The organism is Lentilactobacillus kosonis (genome assembly GCF_003864335.1).
Classification (GTDB): Bacteria; Bacillota; Bacilli; order Lactobacillales; family Lactobacillaceae; genus Lentilactobacillus; species Lentilactobacillus kosonis.
The window spans coordinates 108,937-132,917 of the sequence record NZ_BEXA01000004.1 but is presented as its reverse complement, the minus strand read 5'-3'; the positions used below and the strand labels follow the sequence as shown (position 1 = coordinate 132,917).

The following is a 23,981-nucleotide window of genomic DNA, read 5'->3' as shown; positions in this document are numbered from 1 at the left end:
GAGTATTTTGTGAAATAAGGAACGTTGATATATCAACGTTCCTTTTATTTTGTCTTCAAAAAGGTCACATACGTTCACATAGGTTATCATTTTTTGGTGACACTTTTTAACCCATAAAATTCTCAAGCATATCAACGGTTTTAGTCGCTTCTTGAGATTGCAACTCTTGAATGATATGCAAGTATATTCGAGTAGTGTCTATGTTATTATGATTATGTCGCCAAAAATATGCCACATTAGCGATATATGAACTCTATTTAACATGATTATTAAGGAGTCGATTATTTACGTTCACTAAAATCAACATCTAAAATAGATAATCACAGTAAGTAATGGGGATTGCGATTGTCTATGAAATTAATAAATAGTTTGTCGTATAGCTTTAGTAGCTATCTCACTAAAGAGACTGTTACTAATTGAAGAATAATTCGCTTCGATAATTACAGTGGGGGGAGAAATGTTAAACTCCTTTTTGATTTCATTGTTAATTGTACAAAAAAGCGCACTAGTTTTAAAACTAGTGCGGCTTTTTTATTAGACGTTTAATAATTTTATCTAAGAAGTTTTGTAATCGAGGATTCTGGGGGTGGTTGAAAAGATCGTTAGGAGTGCCTTCTTCAAGAATTTGACCATCATCAACGAACACGACCCGATCAGCAACCTCCTTTGCAAAACCCATTTCATGTGTAACAACAATCATTGTCATACCTTGTTTAGCAAGATTTTTCATAACTTCTAGAACGTCGCCAACCATTTCAGGATCAAGAGCAGAGGTTGGTTCATCAAACAACATGATATCAGGTTTCATTGCGAGTGCTCTTGCAATAGCTACCCGTTGTTGTTGGCCACCGGATAATGATTGAACCTTTGCATCAAATTTTTCTCCCAGCCCAACCAGGTCAAGGAGCTTTTGGCATGAGTTGTTGCTTCAGCAGAAGTCTCTTTTTTTAACTCAACTGGCGCTAACATGATATTAGCGCCAACAGTTAAATTATTGAAAAGATTAAAGTGTTGGAACACCATGCCAATGTTTTCCCGAACGGTGTTAATATTAGTGTCTTTTTTAGCGATATCTACATTATCAATAATGATTGATCCTGAACTGGGTTCTTCAAGTTTGTTTAGAGTTCTTAAAAAGTACTTTTCCTGAACCCGAAGGACCGATAACAACAACAACTTCGTTAGTTTTAACAGTTAAATCAATCCCCTTTAAAACTAAGTTATCACCATACTTCTTGGTTAGATTTGTTACTTTTAATTTTGCATCGTTATTCATTTCACTCATAGTTTAGTTCTCCTTTGGACCCAATTAGATAACCAGGTTAAGAGGGTAATTATAATTAGGTACATCAGTGCAATAATCGTCCAGACCTTAAATCCTTCCAAGTTTCGGGCGATAATAATCTTACCAGTTTGAGTAAGTTCTAATAAGCCGATAATTGATAGAATTGAAGTATCCTTTAAGGTAATTATAAACTGATTAATGAACGATGGAACCATTATTCGAATTCCTTGTGGTAAAATAATTTTTCGCATAGATTTACTAAACGGCAATCCTAGACTACGAGCGGCTTCCATCTGACCTGAATCGACAGCTTGAATACCACCTTTAACAAATGCTGCAATGTACGCTCCTTCGTTAAAAGTTAAGGTAACAACCCCAGCAACAAATGCTGGAATCTTGGTACCAGTTAAACTAGGAATACCGGTGTAGATGAAAAGGGCTAGTACTAGTAATGGTAAACCTCTAAAAATATAGATTAAGGTTGTTGAGACACCATTACTAAATTTATTTGGAATTACACCCAGCAAACCGACAATAATTCCGAAAATTGTGGCGAAGAAGATGGAAACGACCGTTAGCCACAACGTTTGCATCAATCCACTAAACAGTGGACCGTGATTTTGTTTAATCAAACCCATGAACGTTCGACTTGATGCATCATCACTGGCTTTAATTGGATGATTTTTAGTTCCTAAATATTTATTAACGATATCATCATAGGCGCCACTGGCCTTTAAATCTTTTAAACCAGTATTAAATGCACTCAGCAAAGCTGGGTTTTTACCACGGTTAACAGCGAAACCATAAGTTCCGGCCATTGCAGGCTTAGTAACAATGTCTAACTTAGTTCCTTGTTTAATTGCATATTTCATAACTGGTGAATCTTCGAAACAAGCGACTGAATTACCAGTTAATACATCTTGATACATGTTATTTGAATCATCGAAAGTTATGGTTTTAAAACCGTATTTTTTCTTAATACTGTTGGCATAATCCGCTCCAGCAGTACCAGTTTTAACAGCTACTTTTTTTCCTTTAAGATTTTTTTAGACTTTTTATACTTCCTTTAGGATTCACAGCCATAACAACTCCAGAATCAAAATAGGGATTTGAGAAGTCAAACTTGGCTTGTCGTTCGGGAGTCACAGACATACCAGCAATAACACCATCAAGCTGATTAGCTTCTAGGGCTTGGACGGCAGCGTTGAAGCCTACTGGTTTAATCTTAACCTTGAAACCCTGTTCTTGGGCGATGGCTCTAATTAAATCCATATCGATTCCAACATATTGGTTCTGCTTATTTGCGAATTCAAACGGAGGAAAAGTAACATCAGTACCAATTGTAAATGTCTTACCCTTAACTTTTGAGTTATTTCCAAGGCCAAGGTATTTACCAACAATTTTGTTGTATGTACCGTCAGTTTTAATCTTTTTTAGTCCAGAATTGAATTTTCTTTACTAAATCCTTGTTTTTGCCTTTTTGAACTGCAAAACCATAGTAGCCTTGATTAGCAGGCTTAGTGACGATCTTTAATTTCATTCCCTGTCGAATAGCGTATTGCATAACGGGCTGGTCTTCAAAACAGGCAACTGAATTACCAGTGGTTACATCTTGATACATATTATTTGAGTCATCAAAAGTAACCGTTTTGAATCCATATTTTTTTTGGATGCTTTGCGCATATGCTGCAGCTGCGGTACCGGTTTTCAAAGCGACTCGCTTGCCTTTTAACTGACGAAGACTTTTTTATGTTACTATTTTTTTGGACAGCCATGATGACACCTGTTTTATAATATGGAGTTCCAAAATCAAATTTAGCAACCCTTTCAGGAGTCATCGTCATTCCGGCAATGACTCCATCAATCTGCCCGGCATCTAACGATTGAACAGCAGAATCAAAACCAACTGGCTTAATATTTACCTTGAATCCTTCGCGTTTTGCGATTGCCTTCATGATATCTATGTCAATACCGACGTATTTATTTTGCTTATTTGCGAATTCAAACGGTGGATAGGTAACATCCGTTCCAATCGCATAAGTTTTTTCAGCATGCACATTGGTCGCAGGCCGAGAAAAGAAAACGCCAATTGCTGCGATCAATGCTAATAAACTAAAAAACTTAATAAATTTATGTTTCATAATGTTCCTCCTATGTCATGTGATAAAATATAACATAGGATAGCATATCAGAATTCTAAGAATATGTACATATAATTTGAAAAATTATAATTTTAGTGTGTGACAACCAAAGTTGAAAAATTTATTTTTTAACAAAAACCACCAAAATCCCTAAAAATTAGGAATCATGGTGGTCTTACTCATGAATAAAGATGATTCAGATTAATAACAAGATAATTAAAAATCTTTTTTGACGATTACACATTTAACTCCGTCCTCAATAAAAATATCAGAAACGACATTGTATCCATTACGTTCATAGAATTTTTGCGCGGTCAATTCACTATGGATGATGGAATTTGTCATCCCAAGTGTTTTGGCGTGATCTTCTAATGCTGTTAATATCTTGGCGCCTAGATGTTGCCCACGATACTTTTTAAAGTGGCGACTCGGCCGATACGTAGTGTTTGCTTATCTGGTGTCTCAAATCGCCCAGTAGCTACGGGAATATTTTCATCAAAAATAACGGCGTAGGTCATTGAATCATTATCTTTATCATCAAATTCATCTGCTAGATTAATATTTCTTTCAATGACAAAGACACTCATTCTAACATAAACTAGCAGCGGCTCGAATTGGTTTTCCTTGCTTAACAATAAGTTTCATATTTATCTCCGCGTATTTAATATTGTTTTTAGTTAGCTATACTATACTAAACTTGAAGATTTAATTAAAGATATCCGAAAATAACAATATTAGTGGCATTGATACTAATTTCTGTTTAGAATAAGACGTTGCACAGTGGAGAAATAAGGCAGGTATATGAATTTGGAAAAAAGACGACGTAAGCACACTAAGTCCATGAATGGACATCCGTTTAAAATTATTTTAATTGGTCTCTTAATTGTCGCAATTATTGGTGGAGTTGGTGTCTGGGGCTACTATCGAAACCATTTTAAGATGGCCAGCATTAACGGAGTTGATGTTTCTGGGATGACGATAAGTCAAGCTACCCAAAAATTAAATACGGCCGCAGATCAAAAGCATAATAACGTAGTAGTTAAAGACTCGGAAGTCAGCATTAATAATGCTGAAATTACCAGCTTATTTAATAAACGAAGTTCTATGAGCATGTTTTTTAAACCAGCGATGACTACTAAGGTTGCTATTTCCGCGCAGGAAAGTCGCGACGATTAACTAAACTATTGCCTAAATTTAAGGCTGAACTTAAACAAATTAACGCAAAACGGAAATTAACCAAAAATACTCGGGTTAATGTTGTTAATGGAAAGGTGATTGTCACCAAGGGTATTCAAGGAAATAAGTTAGATCAAAAATGGATGATTAAGCAGTTTAAGTATCAAGCGGGTCATAACCTAGTGATTTCGGTTCCTAAAAAATAGTTAAGATTGATGATCCTGATGGTAAATTTATTCAGAACCAAAAGCAAAAGTTGCATGCTTTGCTTCAACATCAAGTAACAGTAACAACTTATAAGACTAATTGGCACTTTAAAGCTAGTGATTACCTTGACACGATCACACAAGTTAAACGTGGCAAGTACTATTTTGACTCTACTAAATTAACTACTAAGATTAATCAACTTGCCAATAAGGTTGATACGCTTGGAAAATCATATCAGATGAAGGTCCATTCAGGTGAAACCAAAACGGTTCAAGGTGGCACCTACGGCTGGCAAATCACTCAAGCCGCATTAGCTAAGAAGATTATGAGTAACCTTAAACATAAGACTAATTCAATGATTAATTTAAAAAATTACGTTAGTGGTTTGGGATATGGTAAGCCAAAAGTTAATTCCAATCGAGTAGAGATTGACCTTAAGAATTTGATGGAGTATGTTTATGTTGATGGTAAGGTTAAGGTTAAGACTCCAGTTATGTCTGGAACGGTAACTGGTGGCAATAAGACTCCACAAGGAACCTTCTATGTTCTTTATAAGCAACGCCATGCCACTTTAAGGGGAAATAATAACGACGGATCTAAATATGCTTCACCAGTTAATTACTGGGTGCCAATCACATCTGATGGTGTTGGGTTACATGATTCACCATGGCAGCCAGCAAATGTTTATGGTAATCCCAGCTATCGAAGTAAGTATCATTCTCATGGATGTTTAAATAATCCACCTTCCATCATGGGAAAAGTGTTTGCGAATGTTTACGTAAATGAACAGGTAATTATTTACTATTAATATGAAAAAAGCCACCTTGGAATGTAATAATCCAAGGTGCTTTTTTCATTTATTCGTCAAACGTTTTTGAAGTTGGACATCGTAGTTTCTTGCATCGGGGATTAGCAAGTTAGCAAGGCCACATGCTAATGTCCCAATGCCAGCGATAATGAACATTTTCTCAACACCGATAGCATCAGCAATGGGTCCAGCAAAAATCAATCCTAACGGACCAGCAATATTTAAAATAGCATTGAGGATTCCTAAGACTCGACCTAGTTCATCAGCAGGGTATGATTGTTGAATCATGGCCATCACTAAGGTCGTGAAAAATGGGGTGGCTAGGCCGGCAATAGCATTTAGTACTAAAAATGACCAGTATCCAAATTGATTTCCAGGTAACAATCCACTCCATGTGAAAGTGATGCCAGTGACTAAGTATGATAATAGAATTGGAATCAGCCGATTTTTCCAGTTACCAAATAATCCAATAATTGTTCCACCGACTAACATTCCAGCTGAATAAACTACTTCAATGATACCGGCCTGAAATACAGTGCCTTTAAAGTAATCCATCGTCATTAATGGATAAAGACTGGCGGCAGGCATCAACATCAATGTAAAGAAAGCGCCAATAACAGTTAGCCACATGATGCCTTTATTATTAAATAAGCGGTTAAGGCCAAATTTAACATCGCTTAAAATTGATTGCTTAATTTGCGCCTTTTCATTAGATGGGACAATAACGAAGGATAATAAACATACACTGATTCCAGCGCCTAATACATCAATTAAGATTAAATAATTGATAGGCACAATTGAAAATAAGAAGGCTCCTAAAGCAGGCGCAATAATCATATTAGCAGATTGAACCATTCCCAGCTGGCCATTGATTTTAGTTAACTCTTTTTTGGGAACCATCATTGGTAGAATTGATTGTACAGTCGGCATCTGAAATGTTTGGGCAATTGATCTTACTAATAATGAAATGAACACGAGCCAGAGGGGGAACGTAGTGTTAATGGTTCCGGCAACCGAAAGAATTACTGCAAAAAGTGCGGCAATGATATCCGGAACAATTAACAGCGCCTTTTTATTTAATCGGTCGACGAATGGTCCCACAAAAGGACTAAGGATAGCCATGGGTAACATTCCTAATAGTGTTGCGAAACTTAAGACCGTTGCGGAACCAGTCTCTTTAGTTAGGTACCAAATGATAGCATACTGAACGATCATACTAGTAACGCCTGTCAAAAATTGGCTAGTTAGAAATATCAGAATGTTTTTCCGCCAAATTGTTGTTGCAATTGATTTATCCATAATGGATCCCCCATAGTTATTGTTAGAAAATCTATAGATTAAGAATAATTGATTTTAAATAAAAAAGTCGACTTTTCATTGAATAGTGAAAAGTCGACAATTAATTATAAATTTTTTGTCATAATCCAGTCATTATTTGGGGTACCGCCCATTAAAAAGGTGTGTGTACCGGTTTTTTTAAAGTTCCATTTAGCATAAAAATTTGCGCAGCAACATTTTTCTCCCAAACCCCAAGCCAAATTTTTTTCTTCTTATTATGTTGAGCAAGTTTAACTGCTCGCTCCATTAGTACATTACCAATCCCCATACCTTGAAATTTCTTGCGGACGTAAATTCTTTGAACCTCTAAGTAATCGGGACCCATTTCTTCAGTTTGAGCAGTACCCAAATTGATCTTTAAATAACCAGCAAGCTCATGGTCATAAAATACGAAGTAAAATGAAGATTCAGGATTGTGCATTTCATCAGTAATTTTAGAACTATTAAACGCATTCATTACATACTGATCGATGTCTTTTTGCCGATTATTGGGTAAAAAGGTATCGACAAAGGTCTCAATAGCGATTTCGGTCAATTGATCGAGGTCGTTAAGATTACACCTTTTGACGCTTAGTGCCATTTTTTGCTTCTCCTTTAAAAAATGATATTGTCATTATATCATTAATGTCCGCTTGTGACCTTAATTCCAATAATTCCAACAATTAACATAATAACAAATATCCAGGTAGTAATTGATAAGTTATCTTTGAATAAAAATACGCCTACTAGGATTGAACCTACGGCACCGATTCCTGTCCAAATTGGATAGGATAAGCTGATGGGCATTGTTTTTGTGGCTTTGGCTAAAAAATAAAAGCTAAGTGCTAACCCAATTAGAGTTGCAATTGAGAAGCCCAGTTTAGTGAATCCGTGGCTTAATTTTAGAGTCGTAGCCCAGAAAACTTCAAAAAAACCGGCAATTAATAAATTGATCCATGACATTTGAAATTCCTCCAATAAAAAACACATTGCTAAACTTCTCCTTAGACCTAACGAAGTTTAGTAATGTGTTGACTTTGTTTGCACCCGGTGGCGCATCAATTATTTAATTAATTCAAACCAATATACCTGATAATCGGTGTAGAGTCAAACTATCCTAATTATAGGATAGTTGATTTAGTTAATGTGAAGTAATGTTGACCACCAAATGAGTAAACTGCATAGGTTTCAATTGCCGTGTCGCCATCATTAGTTACCTTAGTGGTAGTTGATTTTTTAGATTCTTGATTGCCAATCGATATTGCATCTTACCGGTTTTGGCAACATGACTGTCCTTAACACCTTTAATATGGCTAGGATAGTAGAGATACTTAGTAGCACCTTTGGTTTCAACCTTACTGATTTTAGCTGAAGCCATTGGCTTTACACTCATATTAGGATAAGTGTCATAGTAACGCTCAACGTAACCATCGGTAGTGATAACTAAGCGACTCTTTAATTTAGTTGTGCCATTTGCGCTGGCCTTGTTTCCAACGTAAAACATACCCGTCAATGGTAAGCTGTTCACAGTTGAAATCAACATTTGTTGAGGAGCGGCAACTGCCTTGAACGCAGTTGCTTGCTCTGTGGCCCCGCTTTGTTGCCAATTAGTTTTGTTAGTTATTTTACTCCAAGATTTACGAGATTGATAACTGAGTGAACTTAAATTCAATTTAATACTAAGTTGACTTCTGAATGCATCTTGAAAAACGTATCCAGGAACAATAGTACCTTTCTTGATTTTTACGGTTTGCTCATTTCCTGGTAGGGGAATCGTGACATTCTTTAAAGCTTGGAAGTAAGCATAAGGATTTGTCACCGTCGCAGCAGGAGTGGTGTCTTGGGTAGTTTTTGTAGACTGGGTAGCAGCAGATGCATATGTGCTCCCAGCTAATAAAGTTCCGATAATCATTCCGGTCATGACTAATATATGTTTGATTTTCATTTAATTCACCTCAATAATAATTATAGCCTTTTTACAATAATTCTAAACTTAATAAATGGTAACATTCGGTTTACGATTTGGTTAAAAACCTTGATTGACTAATAGTAGCTTGGTATCCTATTGACATGAAAATTTTAAAGACAATTGCTATCTCAACAATGACGATAGCGTTAATGTTAACTATTGCCGAACCAATATTTGCCACAAAGGTGCCCCAGGTTAATTATGCTCAGCTTTCAAGTAAAGAGCGACAAAAGGTCAAGTTTTCCGGCGCTTGGCACTACGATGCTAAAAATTCACCAAGTGTTTACGTTCGCGTATATCGCAATATGAAAATTAAGAATGGAACTAAAAAACAAATTAAATTTACGTTTTCTAAAATTAGATATTATCGGCGTCATTACCCTAAACGGATGGCACCGGTGGCCTTACCACATAGGGCTGTTGTGATCAATCCAGGCAAGTCTGTAACGGTTAGGCGAGCATTTGATGTGTATGGTCAACAGTGCCTATATGATTCAACACTTAACCAGTTTTATTATTACCAAAGACCGTCAGTTAAAGTATTAACTAACGCTGATTTACAAAGATAAGAAAAATAAAGCCATTCCCTAATTCATTAGGAAATGGCTTTATTTTTAGAAATGGTGTTAATAAGTAGTTCCTTCAATTAGGGATGGTGATTGAGGTTCTTCTTGTTTTAAGACCATTACCTGGCTGTCAATTTTAAGAGCCCGAGTGATAATTCGGTTAATATCGTTATATAAATGAGGATCAACCTCGTCCGTTAAGTTACCAACATTAACAATAAGTCGATTCAACTGGTTAGTGTCGATTGCTTCATTAATTTCAGCGGTGTCAGTTAACACTCGCTTATTGCTGAGTTCAGAGATATTTTGGTTTGCTAGTTCAATTTCTTGATTACTAATTTCAGTTTGAGCAACTTTTTCAACTTGGGGATCAGTTAAATCAGTTGGTGCTTTACTAATTTTAATGTCAGAAATTGTCAGCTTATCAGCAATCTTCTTGAAGAGGGCAATGTTTTTAGGCAAGCCCATTAAAATCACCGGAGTTTTTAAATCAATGGTCTGGTTAAGATACTTGTTGATTTCACGGTAGTAACGTTCCAAATCAATTTGTTTTTCTTTACTAGTTTCGTTATGACCGTGATAAGTAGTTGAACCGCCTTGGCCACTAAAGTTTATTTCGCCACCACGTTTTTCTGATCCTAGGGTTTCAACTAGGTCAGTTGGGGCCTCTTTACTTAATTTAATTGGTGAAACAGTTTGATCGATTACATTAAATAATCGGAAGGTTGAGCCTTCTAAAGCTAATAGATAATATACCTTATTTGGCTGTTCACGTAATACTGAAAGCAAATCTGGTGATTTACTAATGGTTAGATGAATGTCATCAACGGTTGTTCTTGGTAGCGCCAATAATTCAGGACTGTTACTTTGAACAAACAAAGTAACTCCTTGATAAGGCAAATCTTGATCAATCAAATTAGAAATTTGATTTTCTAATTCAGGATAATCTAATTCAGAATTATTATCCGCATACTTCTTGATCTCTGTCAGGGCACTCTTAAGATGTAATCGTTCATCTTGTTGATACTTTAATTTGTTCAAGTTGATGCTCAAGGTGATAACATCTTTATCTGGAGTCAGTGTCTTCGGCAAGTTTCTCAATGTGATTATTTTTGTCATAATGTCACGCTCCTTTAGCTTTTATAACCTCATTATAACAAAGAAATTATTAATGGGTGTCTTTTGAGTCTGGGACTTATTATGAGAGTGGTTAAGTCATCGATACTACTAGATTATTGGGTGTTTGTGGGATTAATATTAAAAATAACTTGATTTATTAAAAATCAATGTTATTATTTAAATTAATTCAATAAACAAGTCATGAAGAGAAGAGTAGTTTCAAAAGTGTTCTTAAGAGAGTTGGCCTAGGTGTAAACCAACGTTCACTTTGAAACGAAGATGAGCTCTGATAAATGGATTATTGTTAACGCAGTAATCACGGAAGGATCCGTTACCATCCCTAGCATTATTGTGCTGTTGAGGCAGTTTGAGTGAATCGAGCTGTGAATCAGGGTGGTACCACGATTTCGTCTCCTTTAGTTGTTCTGCAACTAAAGGGACTTTTTTATGATTTGAATTTAAGGAATGGGGGGAATCATAACGACAATCCAAAAATCGCAAGTATTAGATAATTTACCGAAACAATTTTTTGCCGATCTAGTTAATAAGGTAAGCCAAAAAGTTGCTTCTGGAGCCGACGTTATCAATCTCGGGCAGGGAAATCCCGACCAACCGACGCCCAAAAATATTGTTGAAGCAATGCAAAAGCTACGGCGGATCCGAATAGTCATAAATATTCACCTTTTCGTGGTAAAGATGAGTTGAAACAGGCAGCTGCTGATTTTTATCAACGAGAATACAGGGTGCAACTAGACCCCAAAACAGAAGTAGCAATTATCGGTGGTTCAAAGACGGCATTAGTTGAATTACCATTAGCCATATTAAATCCTGGCGACAACGTTTGGTTACCAGATCCAGGGTATCCAGATTACTTATCAGGGGTTCCATTAGCAAATGCTAAGCTAAATCTTTTTCCCATCGATGCAGAGAATGGCTATTTGCCCGATTTGAATTCGATTAAAATTAATCATGATAAGCGTAATTTGATGTATCTTAACTATCCAAATAATCCCACCGGAGCGATTGCTACTCCAGATTTCTATAAAGACGTTGTAGCATTTGCAAAACAGAACGATGTGTCTGTAGTTCAGGATTTTGCTTACGGAGCAATTGGGTTCGATGGTAATCGACCAATTAGTTTTCTGCAAACACCTGGGGCTAAGGATGTTGGGATTGAAACCTACACATTTTCAAAGACTTATAACATGGCTGGTTGGCGAGTCGGATTTGCTGTTGGAAATCCAGATATTATTGAAGCCATTAATTTAATTCAAGATCATTTATTCGTTAGTGTTTTCCCAGCAATCCAGGATGCCGCGGCAGTTGCTTTGAATGACAGACAGGCAAGTGTCACCAAGTTGGTAGCGCGGTATGAACAACGGCGAGACCAATTTTTCAAAGCGGCTAGAGCGATTGGGTGGGAACCATACCATTCCGAAGGCACTTTTTATGCTTGGATGCCGGTTCCCGACGGCTACACCAGTGAAAGCTTCGCTGATCTGCTACTAGACAAAGCCGCGGTTGCGGTAGCGCCAGGAAATGGTTTTGGTAAGAATGGTGAAGGTTATGTCCGGGTCGGATTATTGATTGATGAACCCAGGTACACTGAAGCGTGTGAACGAATCGCAAAACTAAAATTTATTTAAAAAATAGAAATGAGGAATTTAAGATGAGTCGTAGAGGAAGAAATATCGCCATTTGGGCAATTGTCATTATTGTTATTTTAGGAATTGGATATTTAAGTTTCGGTCGGAGTGAAAGTAACAATGCGAAGACTGTGACCATTGGAGTTATGTCTGGTACTAAGCAAGATGATGCCATTTGGGATAAGGTTGCAGATGTTGCTAAAGATAAGTACAAAATCACTTTGAAGTTCAAAAAATTTACTGATTATAACCAACCTAATAAGGCCTTAGTTAATGACAACATTGATTTGAACTCTTTCCAACATTATGATTTCTTGAATGATTGGAATAAAAGTAATGGTAATAAAGTGGTGTCAATTGGTAAGACCTTTATTACCCCAATTCGCGTGTATTCACAAAAGGTAAAGAATATTAAAGATCTTAAGAATGGCGCAACTATTGCTGTTCCCAATGATGCAACTAATGAATCACGTTCATTATTTGTCTTGAAAAATGCTGGTTTGATTACGTTAAAACCCGGTACAACTCAAGCAACTTTAAGTTCAATTGCTAAAAATCCTAAGAATATTAAGATTAAAGAATTGGATGCCAGTCAAGTTGCTAGATCACTTTCAGATGTTGACGCAGCAGTGATTAATACTAACTTCGCTCAATCAGCAGGATTGAATTATAAGAGTGCCATCTACGTTGAACCTATTAACAAAGATTCTAAGAGATGGATCAATATTATTGCCGCTAAAAAATCTAACCGAAACAAGCAAATCTACAAAGATGTTGTTAAAGCTTACCAAACCCCAGAAGTTAAGAAAGAAATTCAAAAAGAATATGGTAGTTCAGAAATTCCTGCTTGGGATTTAGATGTTACTAAATAATATTGGTTAGAAAGTAGTTTGAGGTGAGTTCATGAGTGAGACAGTAATTAAATTAGATAATATCGATGTTTTCTTCGATAAAGGAAAAGAACCTGACCAGATTAAAGCGGTCAAGGATGTTTCTTTAGAGGTTGAGAAGGGGGATATCTATGGAGTCGTTGGTTATTCCGGTGCGGGAAAGTCAACTTTGGTAAGGGTAATTAACTTACTTCAGATTCCAACAAATGGAACTATTGAAATTAACGGGAAAATTATTTTCTCAAAACAAGATGGCAAACAAGCAACCATGTTAAGTACTAAAGAATTACGGGAAGAACGCCGAGGTATCGGGATGATTTTTCAACACTTTAACTTGTTGGAAGAACGGACAGTTATTGAAAACGTTAAGTTTGCACTTCGTCATAGCCATCTAAAAGAAAAAGAAATTACTGATCGAGCCCAGGAATTGTTAGATTTGGTTGACTTAGGGGAACGTGGCGACGCATACCCAACTGAATTATCTGGTGGTCAACAGCAACGGGTTGCTATTGCACGAGCTTTGGCTAACAAACCGGATATTTTAATTTCTGATGAAGCTACTTCTGCTTTGGATCCTAAGAATACAACACAAATTTTGGATTTGCTGGCTAAATTGAATAAAGAACTGGGTTTAACAATAGTGTTAATTACCCATGAAATGGATGCCGTTAAAAAGGTTGCTAATAAGGTAGCCGTAATGAGTGCGGGACAAATTATTGAACGGGGTAGTCTACTAGACATTTTTACTAACTCACAATCAGCCCTTACTAAAGAATTAGTTGGAACTGAACAGAATTCTCAGGATGCATTATCTATTTTGAGACAGTCTCAAGGATCTGACGCCGCAAATACGACAGTATTGAAATTAACCTACGAGGGTAATTCAACCGGTGACCCAATCGTGACACAGTTATACGCTAAGTTTGGTGTTCAAACTAGTATCATTTATGGAAACGTTGAGTTATTAAGAGATACGCCAGTTGGTACATTATACGTAGTTGTGACTGGTGATGACGAAAGTCGTCAAAAGGCCGTTGAGTATTTGCATACTGCTGGCGTTCAAGCAACTGAGATTTCATTAGCTGAAGGAAGTGAAAATAATGGATTGGATTACAAGTGTATTACCAAACGTAGTTAGTCTAGGTTGGTCCGGGGATGATGGCTGGCTGACTTCAATTGGCCAAACGTTGTTTATGACGTTCTGGTCAGCAATTTTCGGTGGCATTCTAGGACTAATTTTTGGAATTGGCTTGGTCTTGACAGACGAACATGGAATCAAAGCTAACCGTTTCTGGTTTAACGTCTTTGACAAAATTGTTTCGATTTTTAGAGCGATTCCATTCATTATTTTACTTGCCTTTATCGCGCCAGTTACTCAAAAAATCGTCGGCACGCAAATTGGTACGACTGCAGCGTTGGTACCATTATCGCTTGGGGTATTTCCTTTTTACGCTCGCCAGGTGCAAGTTGCGTTGTCAGGAGTTGACCACGGTAAAATTGAAGCTGCTCAGTCAGTGGGGGCAAGCTTTTGGGACTTAGTCGTCGATGTTTATTTGCAAGAAGCTCGTTCAGAATTAGTACGGGTAACTACAGTAACTTTGATTAGTTTGATTGGCTTAACAGCCATGGCTGGAGCAATCGGAGCTGGTGGATTAGGTAATACTGCGATTGCTTATGGCTATAATCGATTCTCAAATGATGTCACATGGATAGCGACCTTACTAGTATTACTATTTGTATTGGTTGTCCAATTAGTTGGTGATTTTCTTGCGAAAAAGCTGGATCATCAAAGTCGTTAAGGATGGTTGATTGGAGATAATTTAGGTGGAACAAGCAGAAAAAATTGATATCTTAAGGCACTTGGTTGAAATAAATTCGGTTAATGGTAACGAATTATCCATTTCTAAATACATTTCAGAGAAGTTGGCCGAGCATGGAATTGGTAGTGAAATTGATGAGTTTGGTGATAATCGAGCTAACTTGGTTGCAGAAATCGGGGATGGCACAGATAAGCGGGTCTTAGCATTTGAAGGACATCAAGACACAGTAGCCTTAGGTGATGAGACTAAGTGGACCCATGAGCCATTAAAATTCACATTGGTCGGTGATCAGGCATATGGTCGAGGCACCGCTGATATGAAAAGTGGGTTAGCCGCTCAAATCATTGCATTAATTGAATTGACCGAACATCATATTCCGATTACCGGGAAACTCCGGTTTATTGCAACTGCTGGAGAAGAATATGGTACTCCTGGGGCTAATCGGTTAAATGAACAGGGAATTGCTAAAGATATTTCTGCGATGGTGGTTGGTGAACCAACTGGGGGTGAAGTAATCTTTGCTCATTCGGGAAGTCTAAATTATCAAATTAAGAGTTATGGAAAAGCTGTCCACAGCTCGACTCCAGAACAGGGAATCAACGCGATTAATGGCATCGTTAAATACATTAACCGAGAAGCCTCGTTATTTGATGATATTAAACAAGACGAATATTTAGGGCCGGTTAAGCATAGTGTTACTTTAATTAAAGGCGGCGACCAGGTTAACATCATCCCTGAATACGCTGAGATTTATGGGAATATTCGGCCAACATTGAAGTTTCCAAATAATCAGGTAATTGATCGAATCCAGCAGGTAATTGCTGAAATTAATGAGACGACGGATTATCAATTGGAGTTTTCGTTAATTCATAATTTTTATCCGGTTGAGACTAATCCGAATAACGAATTTATCAAGTTAGTTGTAGAAACTGCTGAATTAGATTATGTTGACCGAAAGTCAAAGTTATCCATTATTAATGGGGCAACTGACGCGAGCGTATTCATTCAATCTAATTCCGATATGCCGGTTGTCATTTTAGGACCAGACGCTTGGGATAAGGCCCATCAAGTTGATGAATTTACCACGCTAACAAGTTTCTTTGAAACCATTAATACTTACGAAGAGATTGCTAAAAAATATTTGCATAAACAATAAGTCCCGCTCATTGAGTATATGAGCGGGACTTATTTTATGAAGCTTTTTATTCATTTATAAAGGTTTTGATAACTTGTCTTGTGACATAGAGGGTAAGCATTGTACTTTGTGCAAACTGATCTATAATAAAATTAAATGATAGCATAAGAAAAACAAAAGCTAATATTTGTACAAGAGGTGGAAAACTGATAATGAAAACCTACGTTAAAGGACTTTTTTCAACTAATAAATTTGTCAAAGTTTTGGTTATTTTTAGTTTTGGTAGTAGCCATTTTTTGCACCTTTTAAATTTTCTGGAGGTAGCAAATTTTTCTCAGAAAATGGCGGTGTCATCACCAGTGATACAAGCTTTCCAACTTCTATTGGTGGACTGGGAAAAGCTTTAAAGTTGGTTACGATTATTTTGGTTCCATCAATTTTGGTATCCATAATTCCAACTTACATTATTTCATCAATATGGATATTTTTATCAAGTGGCGTGATAATGATTTTCAATTTTTCAGTGTTGTTATATATTATTTTATTCTCGGTCCCAAATTTTAATAATGTTATGTCCGCAATAATGCAAGCAGTAAACTCGTTGGTAACCTTATACTTTGTGCTGATAATATTTAAGCTTGTGGCGTTAATATCAGATGAATTTATGGATAATATTAGATACAGATCTTATGGGAATTTCTTCTCAAACTGGATACATGCGATTTTAAAAGTTGTTTATTCACAAAGAGCTGAAATCGTATTATCAACCGTCGCAGTTTTTTTGATTAATTCATATTGGATTGCAAGCTAAGCATATCGAATGAAATTACAATGGTTACTGATATATTTCGAGGAGAGTATTAATGAAAACTCATAGATTATGGCGTTATATCGTTATTGTTTTAGGAATATTAGCAGTTTTTTACATTATTTTAATGGTTACTTTACGTCTGTTATCAATGTCTCCAAGTGGAGCCGTAAAGGTGAGAATATTTGAAGATTATCATCCCCTAATTGCATCGAAGTCTGCTCCTTATTATGACAAGGATGAGAGCGAGGCCTTTCACAAAACTATATATAGTATATCTGAAAGATATTTGTCATCAGATGGTAGCTTCACAGTGACGATGTTTACTTTAAAAAAACATAATGGAAAATATATTGCATATGAACAACCTGATGAAGTGTAAATTATCAGGAAGGTAATATGGAAAGAAAGCAAGTTTAGATTGCGGAGCCAACTATGACGCCTTAGCGGACAAAGATGAACTTTAGAATGGAGAAGTAAATATGAAAAGAGTATTCAAAGGCATATTAATTACCATCGGAATAATATTCGCGCTTGTTCTAATATTATCCACGTCATCAAAAATGGCTGTCAAAATGACAATGCTTGTATCTGGAAGTCCAGTATGCGCCGTTAAAGTAATCCATCTTACGATCGCGATGGTAGTGAAACATACAGTGATGAAAATAAGACGCATGGTACTATATATACGACAAGCTTCAAATATTCAATTTATCCAGATAGTGCCGGAGGAAACCCTATAGATAATTATAATATTCATAAATATTGGATCTTTAAGATAGCTGAGCCAGTCGCTGTTTAAAAATTGTAGGCTAGATTTTGACAGGACAAATTTATGGTCCGAATTTTTATGTTCTTGCGCTACGTTATACCAATCCCATCGAAATTTTAGTGGGTAGGTAGCACATTAAGGAAGATACAAATAATGAAATTTAGAAATATAATTAAACTCGCAATCAAGGTCGTAGTTGTCTTTAGCGGAGGTATGTTGCTGCTATCAATATCACCTAAGAAATCTGTGTGAACAACTATGGCTTTTCGGGACATCCAATTAAGGCAATAATGTCTGACCCTAAACGTGATAAGTCGCTTGATTATGGAAGCGAAAGGTATTATACGATTAGCGATAAATACTCATATAAAAGTTTGGATATCACCGTACCAATAACATATGTATTTATGATCCACAATTTTTTAATATTTTATCTTGCATTTCCAACTGAATATCCTGATTAAAGTTATTAAGTATACATATTGGTGAAGTATAGGGGGAGAGAAACGTTGGATAAGAAAAAGAGAAATCGTTTTGTTAGGTCTTATTGCGATAATGGCATCTTTATATGTTATTGCTTTAGTCGTCATCGATTTGACATCAGATTCACCAACCAGTGCTGTCAAAATGAGAATTCTAGAAGATTTGCATCCGGTAATCGCATTAAAGGCCAAACCATATTACGACAAAGATGAAAGTAAGTATCTTCATAAGAATGTTTATAGCATTTCCGAGAGCTATTTATCTCCAGATGCTAGTTACACCGTGACGATGTTTAATGTCAAAAGACAGCATCACAGATATATTGCACATGGCCAGCCGGATGTATTGATGTGAGCTCGAAAAAGTAATTGGCATACAATCTAAGTCGTTATTCCACAAGTTAAATAAATTTTTGAATTATGTTGATGAAGTCACTGATAGAATTAAAAAAGTTCCTACTACGCAATAAACTGTAGCAGGAGCTTTTTAAGTAGAAAATATTTTTAATTTTTAGTGGATGATTTCTGATGCATTTTAAAAAAATTAAAAGTAGCGGTATTTAGGAAAAATCCCGGACTAAAAAACGTCGCAATAATTCCAGAAATGCCAACCACTAGTAAAAATGCATTTCCAACGTCCTTTGTAATTAAGGCTGTTCCCATAGAATCAAGCACAGCTATAAATCTAACGACTTCGCTTATATTTTTCTGGGTTATATTAAATTTCATAATTTTACCTTTAATGCTGAAAAGCGCTGTTTGTAATTCTAAAAAAATAATATTAACTCAAATTACTTTCAATTTATTCCGCTGGAGTTTCACTCATTTCAACTGGGTCATTATTAACTGGTTCAGTTTTATCGATAAATTCTGAGTAGAATTTAGCTTTTGAAATCCAGTAGTAAGGGAATACCCAAAGTCCTAAAATGCCAGCAGTCAATGTAGCTAAGATAATCCATCCTAAAAAGCTTAAATCAAAAAACAAATAAGAACCATTTCTTACCAACCATACGTTTTCGGCTTTCAGTGATAGCTTCTAAATAGCCCATTGGCTTACCACGTTTGATAGCATCACGATAAATAAATACCGATTGTGAGTAAGCATAGCTTTTAATGATTCCTGGGAATATTAATAGTAAACTCCATAAGAACGTGAAGATACCAACGAGAATACTAATGACAATCCAACCAAGAAAGTATTGACCCTTATCAAAAATTGCAAAGGTCTTTTGCATTGGGGCGGTGTGTTTTTCCTCACCTCTTGTAATATCAATCATTGTAAACATGGCACTAGTTTGAAACATTGCGCCAATTACTGACACTGCAAATGAAAGTCCAAACCATCCATAGATGAAATTGAGCGAAGTGTTTTCGATATCTATTTGATGAACATCTGGCCAACTTGAAATACCTCGACTTAAAATAATTGCTAGTAATGCACAAATAATCAACACAACGTAAAACTTAAAGTTACTATTGAGTTCTTTTTTGGACCATTCCTTAATATTAACTCTACTTGTTTTAGACATTATGTCACCTCCTAAAAATATTTAAAATCAGTTTTATCGTACCAATAGTGTTTATGATTTACAAGCTAACCGACTACTATCATGATAATTATTACTTAATGGCTTGAAATAATAGCTTGGTAAGCATAGAATTTAAATTCTGATTTGGATTCACTTGAAAAAATTGTTATAAATTCGAGTGGATTAATCATAGAAATTATATAATCTTAGTTAGTAGATAATCACTATCAGTGAAAATATCGATGATTGATGGATTTAATAATAAATTCGGTGATTGAGAGGGCGAATTATGGAATCGTTATATTTAGTTGGATTACTATTGTTGGGTGTAATTGCAGCCAATGTTGTTAAGCAATTTATTCCAAAAGTTCCTGATGCATTTATTTATATCTTAATGGGGTTATTACTATCTTTCACCCCGGTATTTAGGGGGTTTGAGTTAGAACCAGAGTTTTTTATGTTGGTGATCATTTCGCCATTGATGTTTGTTGATGGCCAACGACAATCATTTTCTAAAATTCGGCAAAAATTTAGCACTATTTTCTTATTATCAGTTGTACTAATTATCGGTACAATTTTAAGTGTTGGAATTCTCACTAACTTAGTTGAAACTGAATGGACATTACCTTTAGCAATTGCATTGGTTGCCATCGTAACGCCAACTGACGCGGTAGCGGTTAAGTCTTTGACTAGTGACAATGGTAGTAAAATGCCAGGTGGAGTGGGTGAAGCGCTGGAACTGGAATCGCTATTCAATGATGCCACCGGATTAGTGATGTTAGATCTTGCGTTGTCCGTGTTACAAAAAGGCTCATTTTCATTATTTAGTGGTCTGGGTCATTTTTTATTCGTCTCAATTGGTGGAGTCACAATTGGCATTATTTTAGGATTAATAATTGTTGGTATCAGAGTATGGTTAAATGTGCATGTTAATAATCCGGAAACTTCGATTATTCCAGTTAGTTTGATGACGCCATTTTTGGTGTACATTATCGCCGAACAGCTCGGTACCTCTGGAATTTTAGCAGTTGTGGCTACGGGAATTGTTCATAACTGGGAATCTTCTCGGCTAAGACTTACCTCTACACGGGTGCAATTAACATCGAGTACCATTTGGACCACAATTGCGAATGTTTTAAATAGTGTGGTGTTTTTAATTTTAGGATTATCATTACCAGAGGTTTGGCGAGATTTTGTTAATATTGGTGTTCCTGGTTCTATGCAGTTGCTGGGATTGGCCATTTTAATTTATGCGGCCATGCTTACTATTCGTTATTTCTGGGTTATCCGTGAAGGTCAAGAAGATATCCGATCATTGTTTGGAACATCAAGCGATAATGCGCTGCACCATCAAAATGCGCAAATTTTTGCGTTAGGTGGGGTACATGGGACAATGACGTTGGCAATGGCCTTCTCGTTACCCAGGTTAATCGGTGGTCAGGCGTTTCCTTATCGAGAAGAATTAATTCTGGTTGCGACATTAGTAATCCTAATTAGCATGGTTGTTAGTGCGGTTATGTTACCAATGGTCATGCCAAAGGAAGAAGCGGCCTACACGCCAGATGATATTGCGCATGTTAGAAGTAAGATGGTTGATTATGCGACCCTGCAAATTCGTTCACAAATTAGTGATCACGCTATTCGTGAAGAATTAACAGCACAATTACAAACTCAAAAGGGGTGGACTCCACGGTCCGTGACGAATGACCAATTCCAATCATTATTAGATCAGACAAAAGATTATATCCGTGGGTACATTCATGGTAATGAAGTTAGCGACAAGTATGGAACTGAAGTAGTTAACATCTACGATAATGCCATTAATCATTGGAAATCAGGTTTGAAAAATAAGTGGACTATTAAACATGAACTTCATGTGTTGAAGAAGCAATATAAGCATGCTAAGTGGCACGTCATGCACGGAGTTATAACTCCAAAGCAACGACAACGTTCACGCGAGCAGTTTAAGGAAACTAAATCTCCTGAAGAATGGGCTAAGTGGAAGAATATTAGAGGAGCCGTAATCGCTCTAAATGACGAAGTCTTGGAACAGACTGATGCATATTTGGATAGTGTGTTAAAGGCGCGCCTTGAAAAATACCAGAGTGATAATGGTTATATTTATGATGTTCGCCAGGCCCTTAATGACTATTTAAAACAGATTAGTCACGAATATAAGCAAAAAGTCGTTTCAGTTGATAGTGATCTTTATATTCAGGCTTTCCAATTTGAATATAATTTTGTTCAGCAAGCTAGTTCCACTGGAAGATTACCTAGAACTATGATTAGTGCGTTGTATAGTGAAATTAATCAAGCTCAAACCCTTCAATTGCATCAATTAGAAGAATTAACTGCTATTAGTGAAGAAGATCAAGAATTAGTTGCCGGTAGGTTAGAAAATAATTAACTTGTCTTTGAAACTGAAATAACTTCAGGGGGATAGATTATGAATCAATTGTCATTAGTACTAATTTTATTAGCAGCATTAATCATCCCGCTGATAATGGCTAAGTTTAAAATTTCGTTTTTACCGACGGCGGTAGTGGAAATTATCGTTGGAGTCATTTTAGGACCGAGCCTCTTAAACGTTATCCAAGGAAACCCAACATTAAACTTGCTTCAAAATGTTGGAGTGATCGTCTTATTGTTTTTAAGTGGCATGGAGATCGATTTTAGCTTATTTAAAAGACATCATGTAAATTCATCAGTTCTGGAACAACGGGATAAGAAAACACAATCTAAATACTCAGTCGTCTTTTTAGCGTTGCTCAGCTACGCTTCCATTATTGTTGCATCGGTTAGCTTAGCTTTGATCGTTAGTTGGCTAGGGCTGTTTAAAGATGTGTATTTAACCGCAATCTTATTCATGACGGTTTCATTAGGAATCGTTATTGCAGCTTTAAAAGAGAAAGAGTTATTAAGCAAACCATTTGGACAAACGATTCTGCTGATTGCAGCATTAGGTGAGGTTGTTCCTATGGTTGGTTTGACGTTTTATGCGGCAACTTATGGCAATAACTCGAAATCGTTGTGGCTGTTATTGTTAATTTTATTAGCAGCGGCCGGTCTGTTCTGGCGGTTTAAGAGTTTCTTCAATATGTTTGACCGTATTAACAAAGCGACCACTCAGTTAGATGTTCGATTGGCTTTTTTCATGATTGTGACGTTAGTTACCATTGCTGAATCAGTTGGGGCAGAAGGCATCCTAGGGGCTTTTTTGGCGGGAATCGTTATCAAGCTCCTTGATCCACATGAGGAAACTAAGGTTCGATTGGATTCCATTGGCTATGGGTTCTTTATTCCCATTTTCTTCATTATGAGTGGCGTGGGTTTAAATATTAAGTTGTTGATTCAGAATCCTAAAACATTAATGATGATTCCGGTACTATTTGTGGGATATGTGCTTAGTAAGGCTTTGATTGTGGTAGTTTTGAATTTGCGATTTAAAACCGCTAATGCAATTGCAGGAACTTCGATGTCAGTTACGACAATTACCGTGGTTCTGGCAGTTCTGCAAGTTGCCAAGAATCTTAAACGCATTAGTAATCAACAATCGGGGGCATTTCTATTGGCGGCCGTGATTACCTGTGTATTAGGGCCGTTAATTTTTAATAAACTTTATTCGGCTGAACAAGAAGATTTAAAGAAGACACGCGTTCATATTATAGGTACCAATTTAACGACGGTCCCAGTTGCTCAACAGCTTTCTAAGGGATGGTACGATGTGATTATGTATACGGAGACGCCACTTAACTATCGGTCATTTAATAGTGAGGTTCCGGTTCAGTTATTAGATAATTTGGAAACTGGTTATTTAATGAAGAGTGGTGTATTTGATACTGATATTTTGGTAATTAGTAAGATTAATTCAAATAAGAACTATGAAATTGCTAAAGCTGCGAAAGCTTATGGAGTTAGACGGGTAATCGTCCGCTTTGAGGATCGTGATATTTTAAACCAAAAGGAAGATAATTTAGCAGCATTAGGAATCGAGTTATACAATACCCCGGATGTGAATATCAGTGTCTTGCGTTCACTGATTGAAACACCTGCAACTATGCAGATGCTTAAATCAACTGATGCTAGTGTCTACGAGGTGAACTTGCGTAATCGTAAGTATACAGATATTCAAGTTAGAAACTTACCATTTATTGACCGAATCACGATTACTCAATTTTTAGGGATCGGCGCTTTATTCGGCCAACTGGCGGGACATCCCTTAAGATAAATGATAGAATCATATTTACTAGTAGTAAGGATGATGCGCCAATCATTCGGCAAGAACTAGGCAAACTGAATTAATAATAATCT

21 protein-coding genes and 5 pseudogenes are annotated in these 23,981 nt (G+C 36.4%); 13 read left to right on the top strand and 13 right to left on the bottom strand.

What is annotated here, in order from left to right; genetic code table 11:
* Positions 1-517: 517 nt before the first annotated feature.
* The 5 genes and pseudogenes from NBRC111893_RS08205 to NBRC111893_RS12195 all read right to left on the bottom strand — a co-directional run bounded on the left by NBRC111893_RS08205 (position 518) and on the right by NBRC111893_RS12195 (position 4,013).
* Positions 518-1,276: pseudogene (locus tag NBRC111893_RS08205) on the bottom strand (amino acid ABC transporter ATP-binding protein).
* Positions 1,277-1,281: 5 nt separating this feature from the next.
* Positions 1,282-2,638, bottom strand: a pseudogene (locus NBRC111893_RS08200) (amino acid ABC transporter substrate-binding protein/permease); the annotation flags it as partial.
* Positions 2,639-2,641: 3 nt separating this feature from the next.
* Positions 2,642-3,426, bottom strand: a pseudogene (locus tag NBRC111893_RS08195) (transporter substrate-binding domain-containing protein); the annotation flags it as partial.
* A 216-nt stretch (positions 3,427-3,642) separates the two neighbouring features.
* Positions 3,643-3,810, bottom strand: a complete 168-nt coding sequence (locus NBRC111893_RS12200) for a GNAT family N-acetyltransferase (protein ID WP_369689730.1) — start codon at positions 3,808-3,810, stop codon at positions 3,643-3,645.
* 8 nt (positions 3,811-3,818) lie between these two features.
* Positions 3,819-4,013: a GNAT family N-acetyltransferase gene (locus NBRC111893_RS12195; RefSeq protein ID WP_369689726.1), complete on the bottom strand. Its 195-nt coding sequence runs from the start codon at positions 4,011-4,013 to the stop codon at positions 3,819-3,821.
* 220 nt (positions 4,014-4,233) lie between these two features.
* Between NBRC111893_RS12195 and NBRC111893_RS11440 the strand changes: the two genes are divergently transcribed.
* The 3 genes from NBRC111893_RS11440 to NBRC111893_RS11430 are packed head-to-tail and all read left to right on the top strand — an operon-like array spanning position 4,234 to position 5,617.
* The gene (locus tag NBRC111893_RS11440) at positions 4,234-4,602 is read left to right on the top strand and encodes a hypothetical protein (RefSeq protein WP_225417698.1); all 369 of its coding nucleotides are present in this window, start codon (positions 4,234-4,236) and stop codon (positions 4,600-4,602) included.
* 8 nt (positions 4,603-4,610) lie between these two features.
* Positions 4,611-4,808 carry a hypothetical protein gene (locus tag NBRC111893_RS11435; RefSeq protein WP_225417696.1) on the top strand — a complete coding sequence of 66 codons (198 nt, stop codon included), beginning with the start codon at positions 4,611-4,613 and terminating at the stop codon, positions 4,806-4,808.
* 59 nt (positions 4,809-4,867) lie between these two features.
* Positions 4,868-5,617, top strand: coding sequence for a L,D-transpeptidase family protein (locus tag NBRC111893_RS11430; protein ID WP_230402962.1), 750 nt, complete (start codon positions 4,868-4,870; stop codon positions 5,615-5,617).
* A gap of 45 nt (positions 5,618-5,662) precedes the next feature.
* Here the strand turns inward: NBRC111893_RS11430 and NBRC111893_RS08180 are convergent, their stop codons facing one another.
* The 4 genes from NBRC111893_RS08180 to NBRC111893_RS08165 form a co-directional block, all read right to left on the bottom strand.
* Positions 5,663-6,916 (bottom strand): MFS transporter, encoded by a 1,254-nt coding sequence (locus NBRC111893_RS08180; protein WP_125008667.1) that lies wholly within the window; start codon positions 6,914-6,916, stop codon positions 5,663-5,665.
* Between the two features lie 151 nt (positions 6,917-7,067).
* Positions 7,068-7,535, bottom strand: a complete 468-nt coding sequence (locus NBRC111893_RS08175) for a GNAT family N-acetyltransferase (protein ID WP_225417694.1) — start codon at positions 7,533-7,535, stop codon at positions 7,068-7,070.
* 41 nt (positions 7,536-7,576) lie between these two features.
* On the bottom strand, positions 7,577-7,897 hold the full coding sequence (locus NBRC111893_RS08170) for a DMT family transporter (RefSeq protein ID WP_125008666.1): 321 nt from the start codon (positions 7,895-7,897) through the stop codon (positions 7,577-7,579).
* A gap of 250 nt (positions 7,898-8,147) precedes the next feature.
* Entirely contained in the window at positions 8,148-8,879 is a 732-nt protein-coding gene (locus tag NBRC111893_RS08165) for a hypothetical protein (protein WP_125008665.1), read from the bottom strand.
* A 125-nt stretch (positions 8,880-9,004) separates the two neighbouring features.
* On the opposite strand from NBRC111893_RS08165, the gene NBRC111893_RS08160 reads away from it, so the two are divergent.
* Positions 9,005-9,472 carry a hypothetical protein gene (locus NBRC111893_RS08160; protein ID WP_125008664.1) on the top strand — a complete coding sequence of 156 codons (468 nt, stop codon included), beginning with the start codon at positions 9,005-9,007 and terminating at the stop codon, positions 9,470-9,472.
* Positions 9,473-9,529: 57 nt separating this feature from the next.
* On the opposite strand, the gene NBRC111893_RS08155 is transcribed toward NBRC111893_RS08160, so the two are convergent.
* Positions 9,530-10,588 (bottom strand): baeRF6 domain-containing protein, encoded by a 1,059-nt coding sequence (locus NBRC111893_RS08155; RefSeq protein WP_125008663.1) that lies wholly within the window; start codon positions 10,586-10,588, stop codon positions 9,530-9,532.
* A gap of 465 nt (positions 10,589-11,053) precedes the next feature.
* On the opposite strand from NBRC111893_RS08155, the pseudogene NBRC111893_RS08150 reads away from it, so the two are divergent.
* From NBRC111893_RS08150 to NBRC111893_RS08130, 5 genes and pseudogenes are all read left to right on the top strand, one after another.
* Positions 11,054-12,234, top strand: a pseudogene (locus tag NBRC111893_RS08150) (pyridoxal phosphate-dependent aminotransferase).
* Between the two features lie 23 nt (positions 12,235-12,257).
* Positions 12,258-13,106, top strand: a complete 849-nt coding sequence (locus tag NBRC111893_RS08145) for a MetQ/NlpA family ABC transporter substrate-binding protein (RefSeq protein WP_125008662.1) — start codon at positions 12,258-12,260, stop codon at positions 13,104-13,106.
* Between the two features lie 31 nt (positions 13,107-13,137).
* Positions 13,138-14,262 (top strand): methionine ABC transporter ATP-binding protein, encoded by a 1,125-nt coding sequence (locus NBRC111893_RS08140; RefSeq protein ID WP_125008661.1) that lies wholly within the window; start codon positions 13,138-13,140, stop codon positions 14,260-14,262.
* Positions 14,225-14,923, top strand: coding sequence for a methionine ABC transporter permease (locus NBRC111893_RS08135; protein ID WP_191984841.1), 699 nt, complete (start codon positions 14,225-14,227; stop codon positions 14,921-14,923). The genes NBRC111893_RS08140 and NBRC111893_RS08135 overlap by 38 nt, the downstream gene beginning before the upstream one ends.
* 25 nt (positions 14,924-14,948) lie before the next feature.
* Complete coding sequence (locus NBRC111893_RS08130) at positions 14,949-16,100, top strand: ArgE/DapE family deacylase (RefSeq protein ID WP_125008660.1); 1,152 nt, start codon at positions 14,949-14,951, stop codon at positions 16,098-16,100.
* Positions 16,101-16,352: 252 nt separating this feature from the next.
* Here the strand turns inward: NBRC111893_RS08130 and NBRC111893_RS10695 are convergent, their stop codons facing one another.
* On the bottom strand, positions 16,353-16,529 hold the full coding sequence (locus tag NBRC111893_RS10695) for a hypothetical protein (RefSeq protein ID WP_160114467.1): 177 nt from the start codon (positions 16,527-16,529) through the stop codon (positions 16,353-16,355).
* A 413-nt stretch (positions 16,530-16,942) separates the two neighbouring features.
* On the opposite strand from NBRC111893_RS10695, the gene NBRC111893_RS08125 reads away from it, so the two are divergent.
* Entirely contained in the window at positions 16,943-17,269 is a 327-nt protein-coding gene (locus NBRC111893_RS08125) for a hypothetical protein (protein ID WP_125008659.1), read from the top strand.
* An 882-nt stretch (positions 17,270-18,151) separates the two neighbouring features.
* The gene (locus NBRC111893_RS08120; RefSeq protein ID WP_501184173.1) at positions 18,152-18,496 is read left to right on the top strand and encodes a YjcN family protein; all 345 of its coding nucleotides are present in this window, start codon (positions 18,152-18,154) and stop codon (positions 18,494-18,496) included.
* A gap of 447 nt (positions 18,497-18,943) precedes the next feature.
* On the opposite strand, the gene NBRC111893_RS08115 is transcribed toward NBRC111893_RS08120, so the two are convergent.
* Entirely contained in the window at positions 18,944-19,126 is a 183-nt protein-coding gene (locus NBRC111893_RS08115) for a hypothetical protein (RefSeq protein WP_160114466.1), read from the bottom strand.
* Positions 19,116-19,670 (bottom strand): DUF975 family protein, encoded by a 555-nt coding sequence (locus NBRC111893_RS08110; protein WP_125008656.1) that lies wholly within the window; start codon positions 19,668-19,670, stop codon positions 19,116-19,118. The genes NBRC111893_RS08115 and NBRC111893_RS08110 overlap by 11 nt, the downstream gene beginning before the upstream one ends.
* Positions 19,671-19,959: 289 nt before the next feature.
* Here NBRC111893_RS08110 and NBRC111893_RS08105 point away from each other — a divergent pair, with 289 nt between their 5' ends.
* A complete protein-coding gene (locus tag NBRC111893_RS08105) occupies positions 19,960-22,077 on the top strand; it encodes a cation:proton antiporter (RefSeq protein ID WP_125008655.1) in 2,118 nt (705 codons plus the stop codon).
* 39 nt (positions 22,078-22,116) lie between these two features.
* A pseudogene (locus tag NBRC111893_RS08100) lies at positions 22,117-23,972 on the top strand (cation:proton antiporter domain-containing protein).
* Positions 23,973-23,981 lie beyond the last annotated feature (9 nt).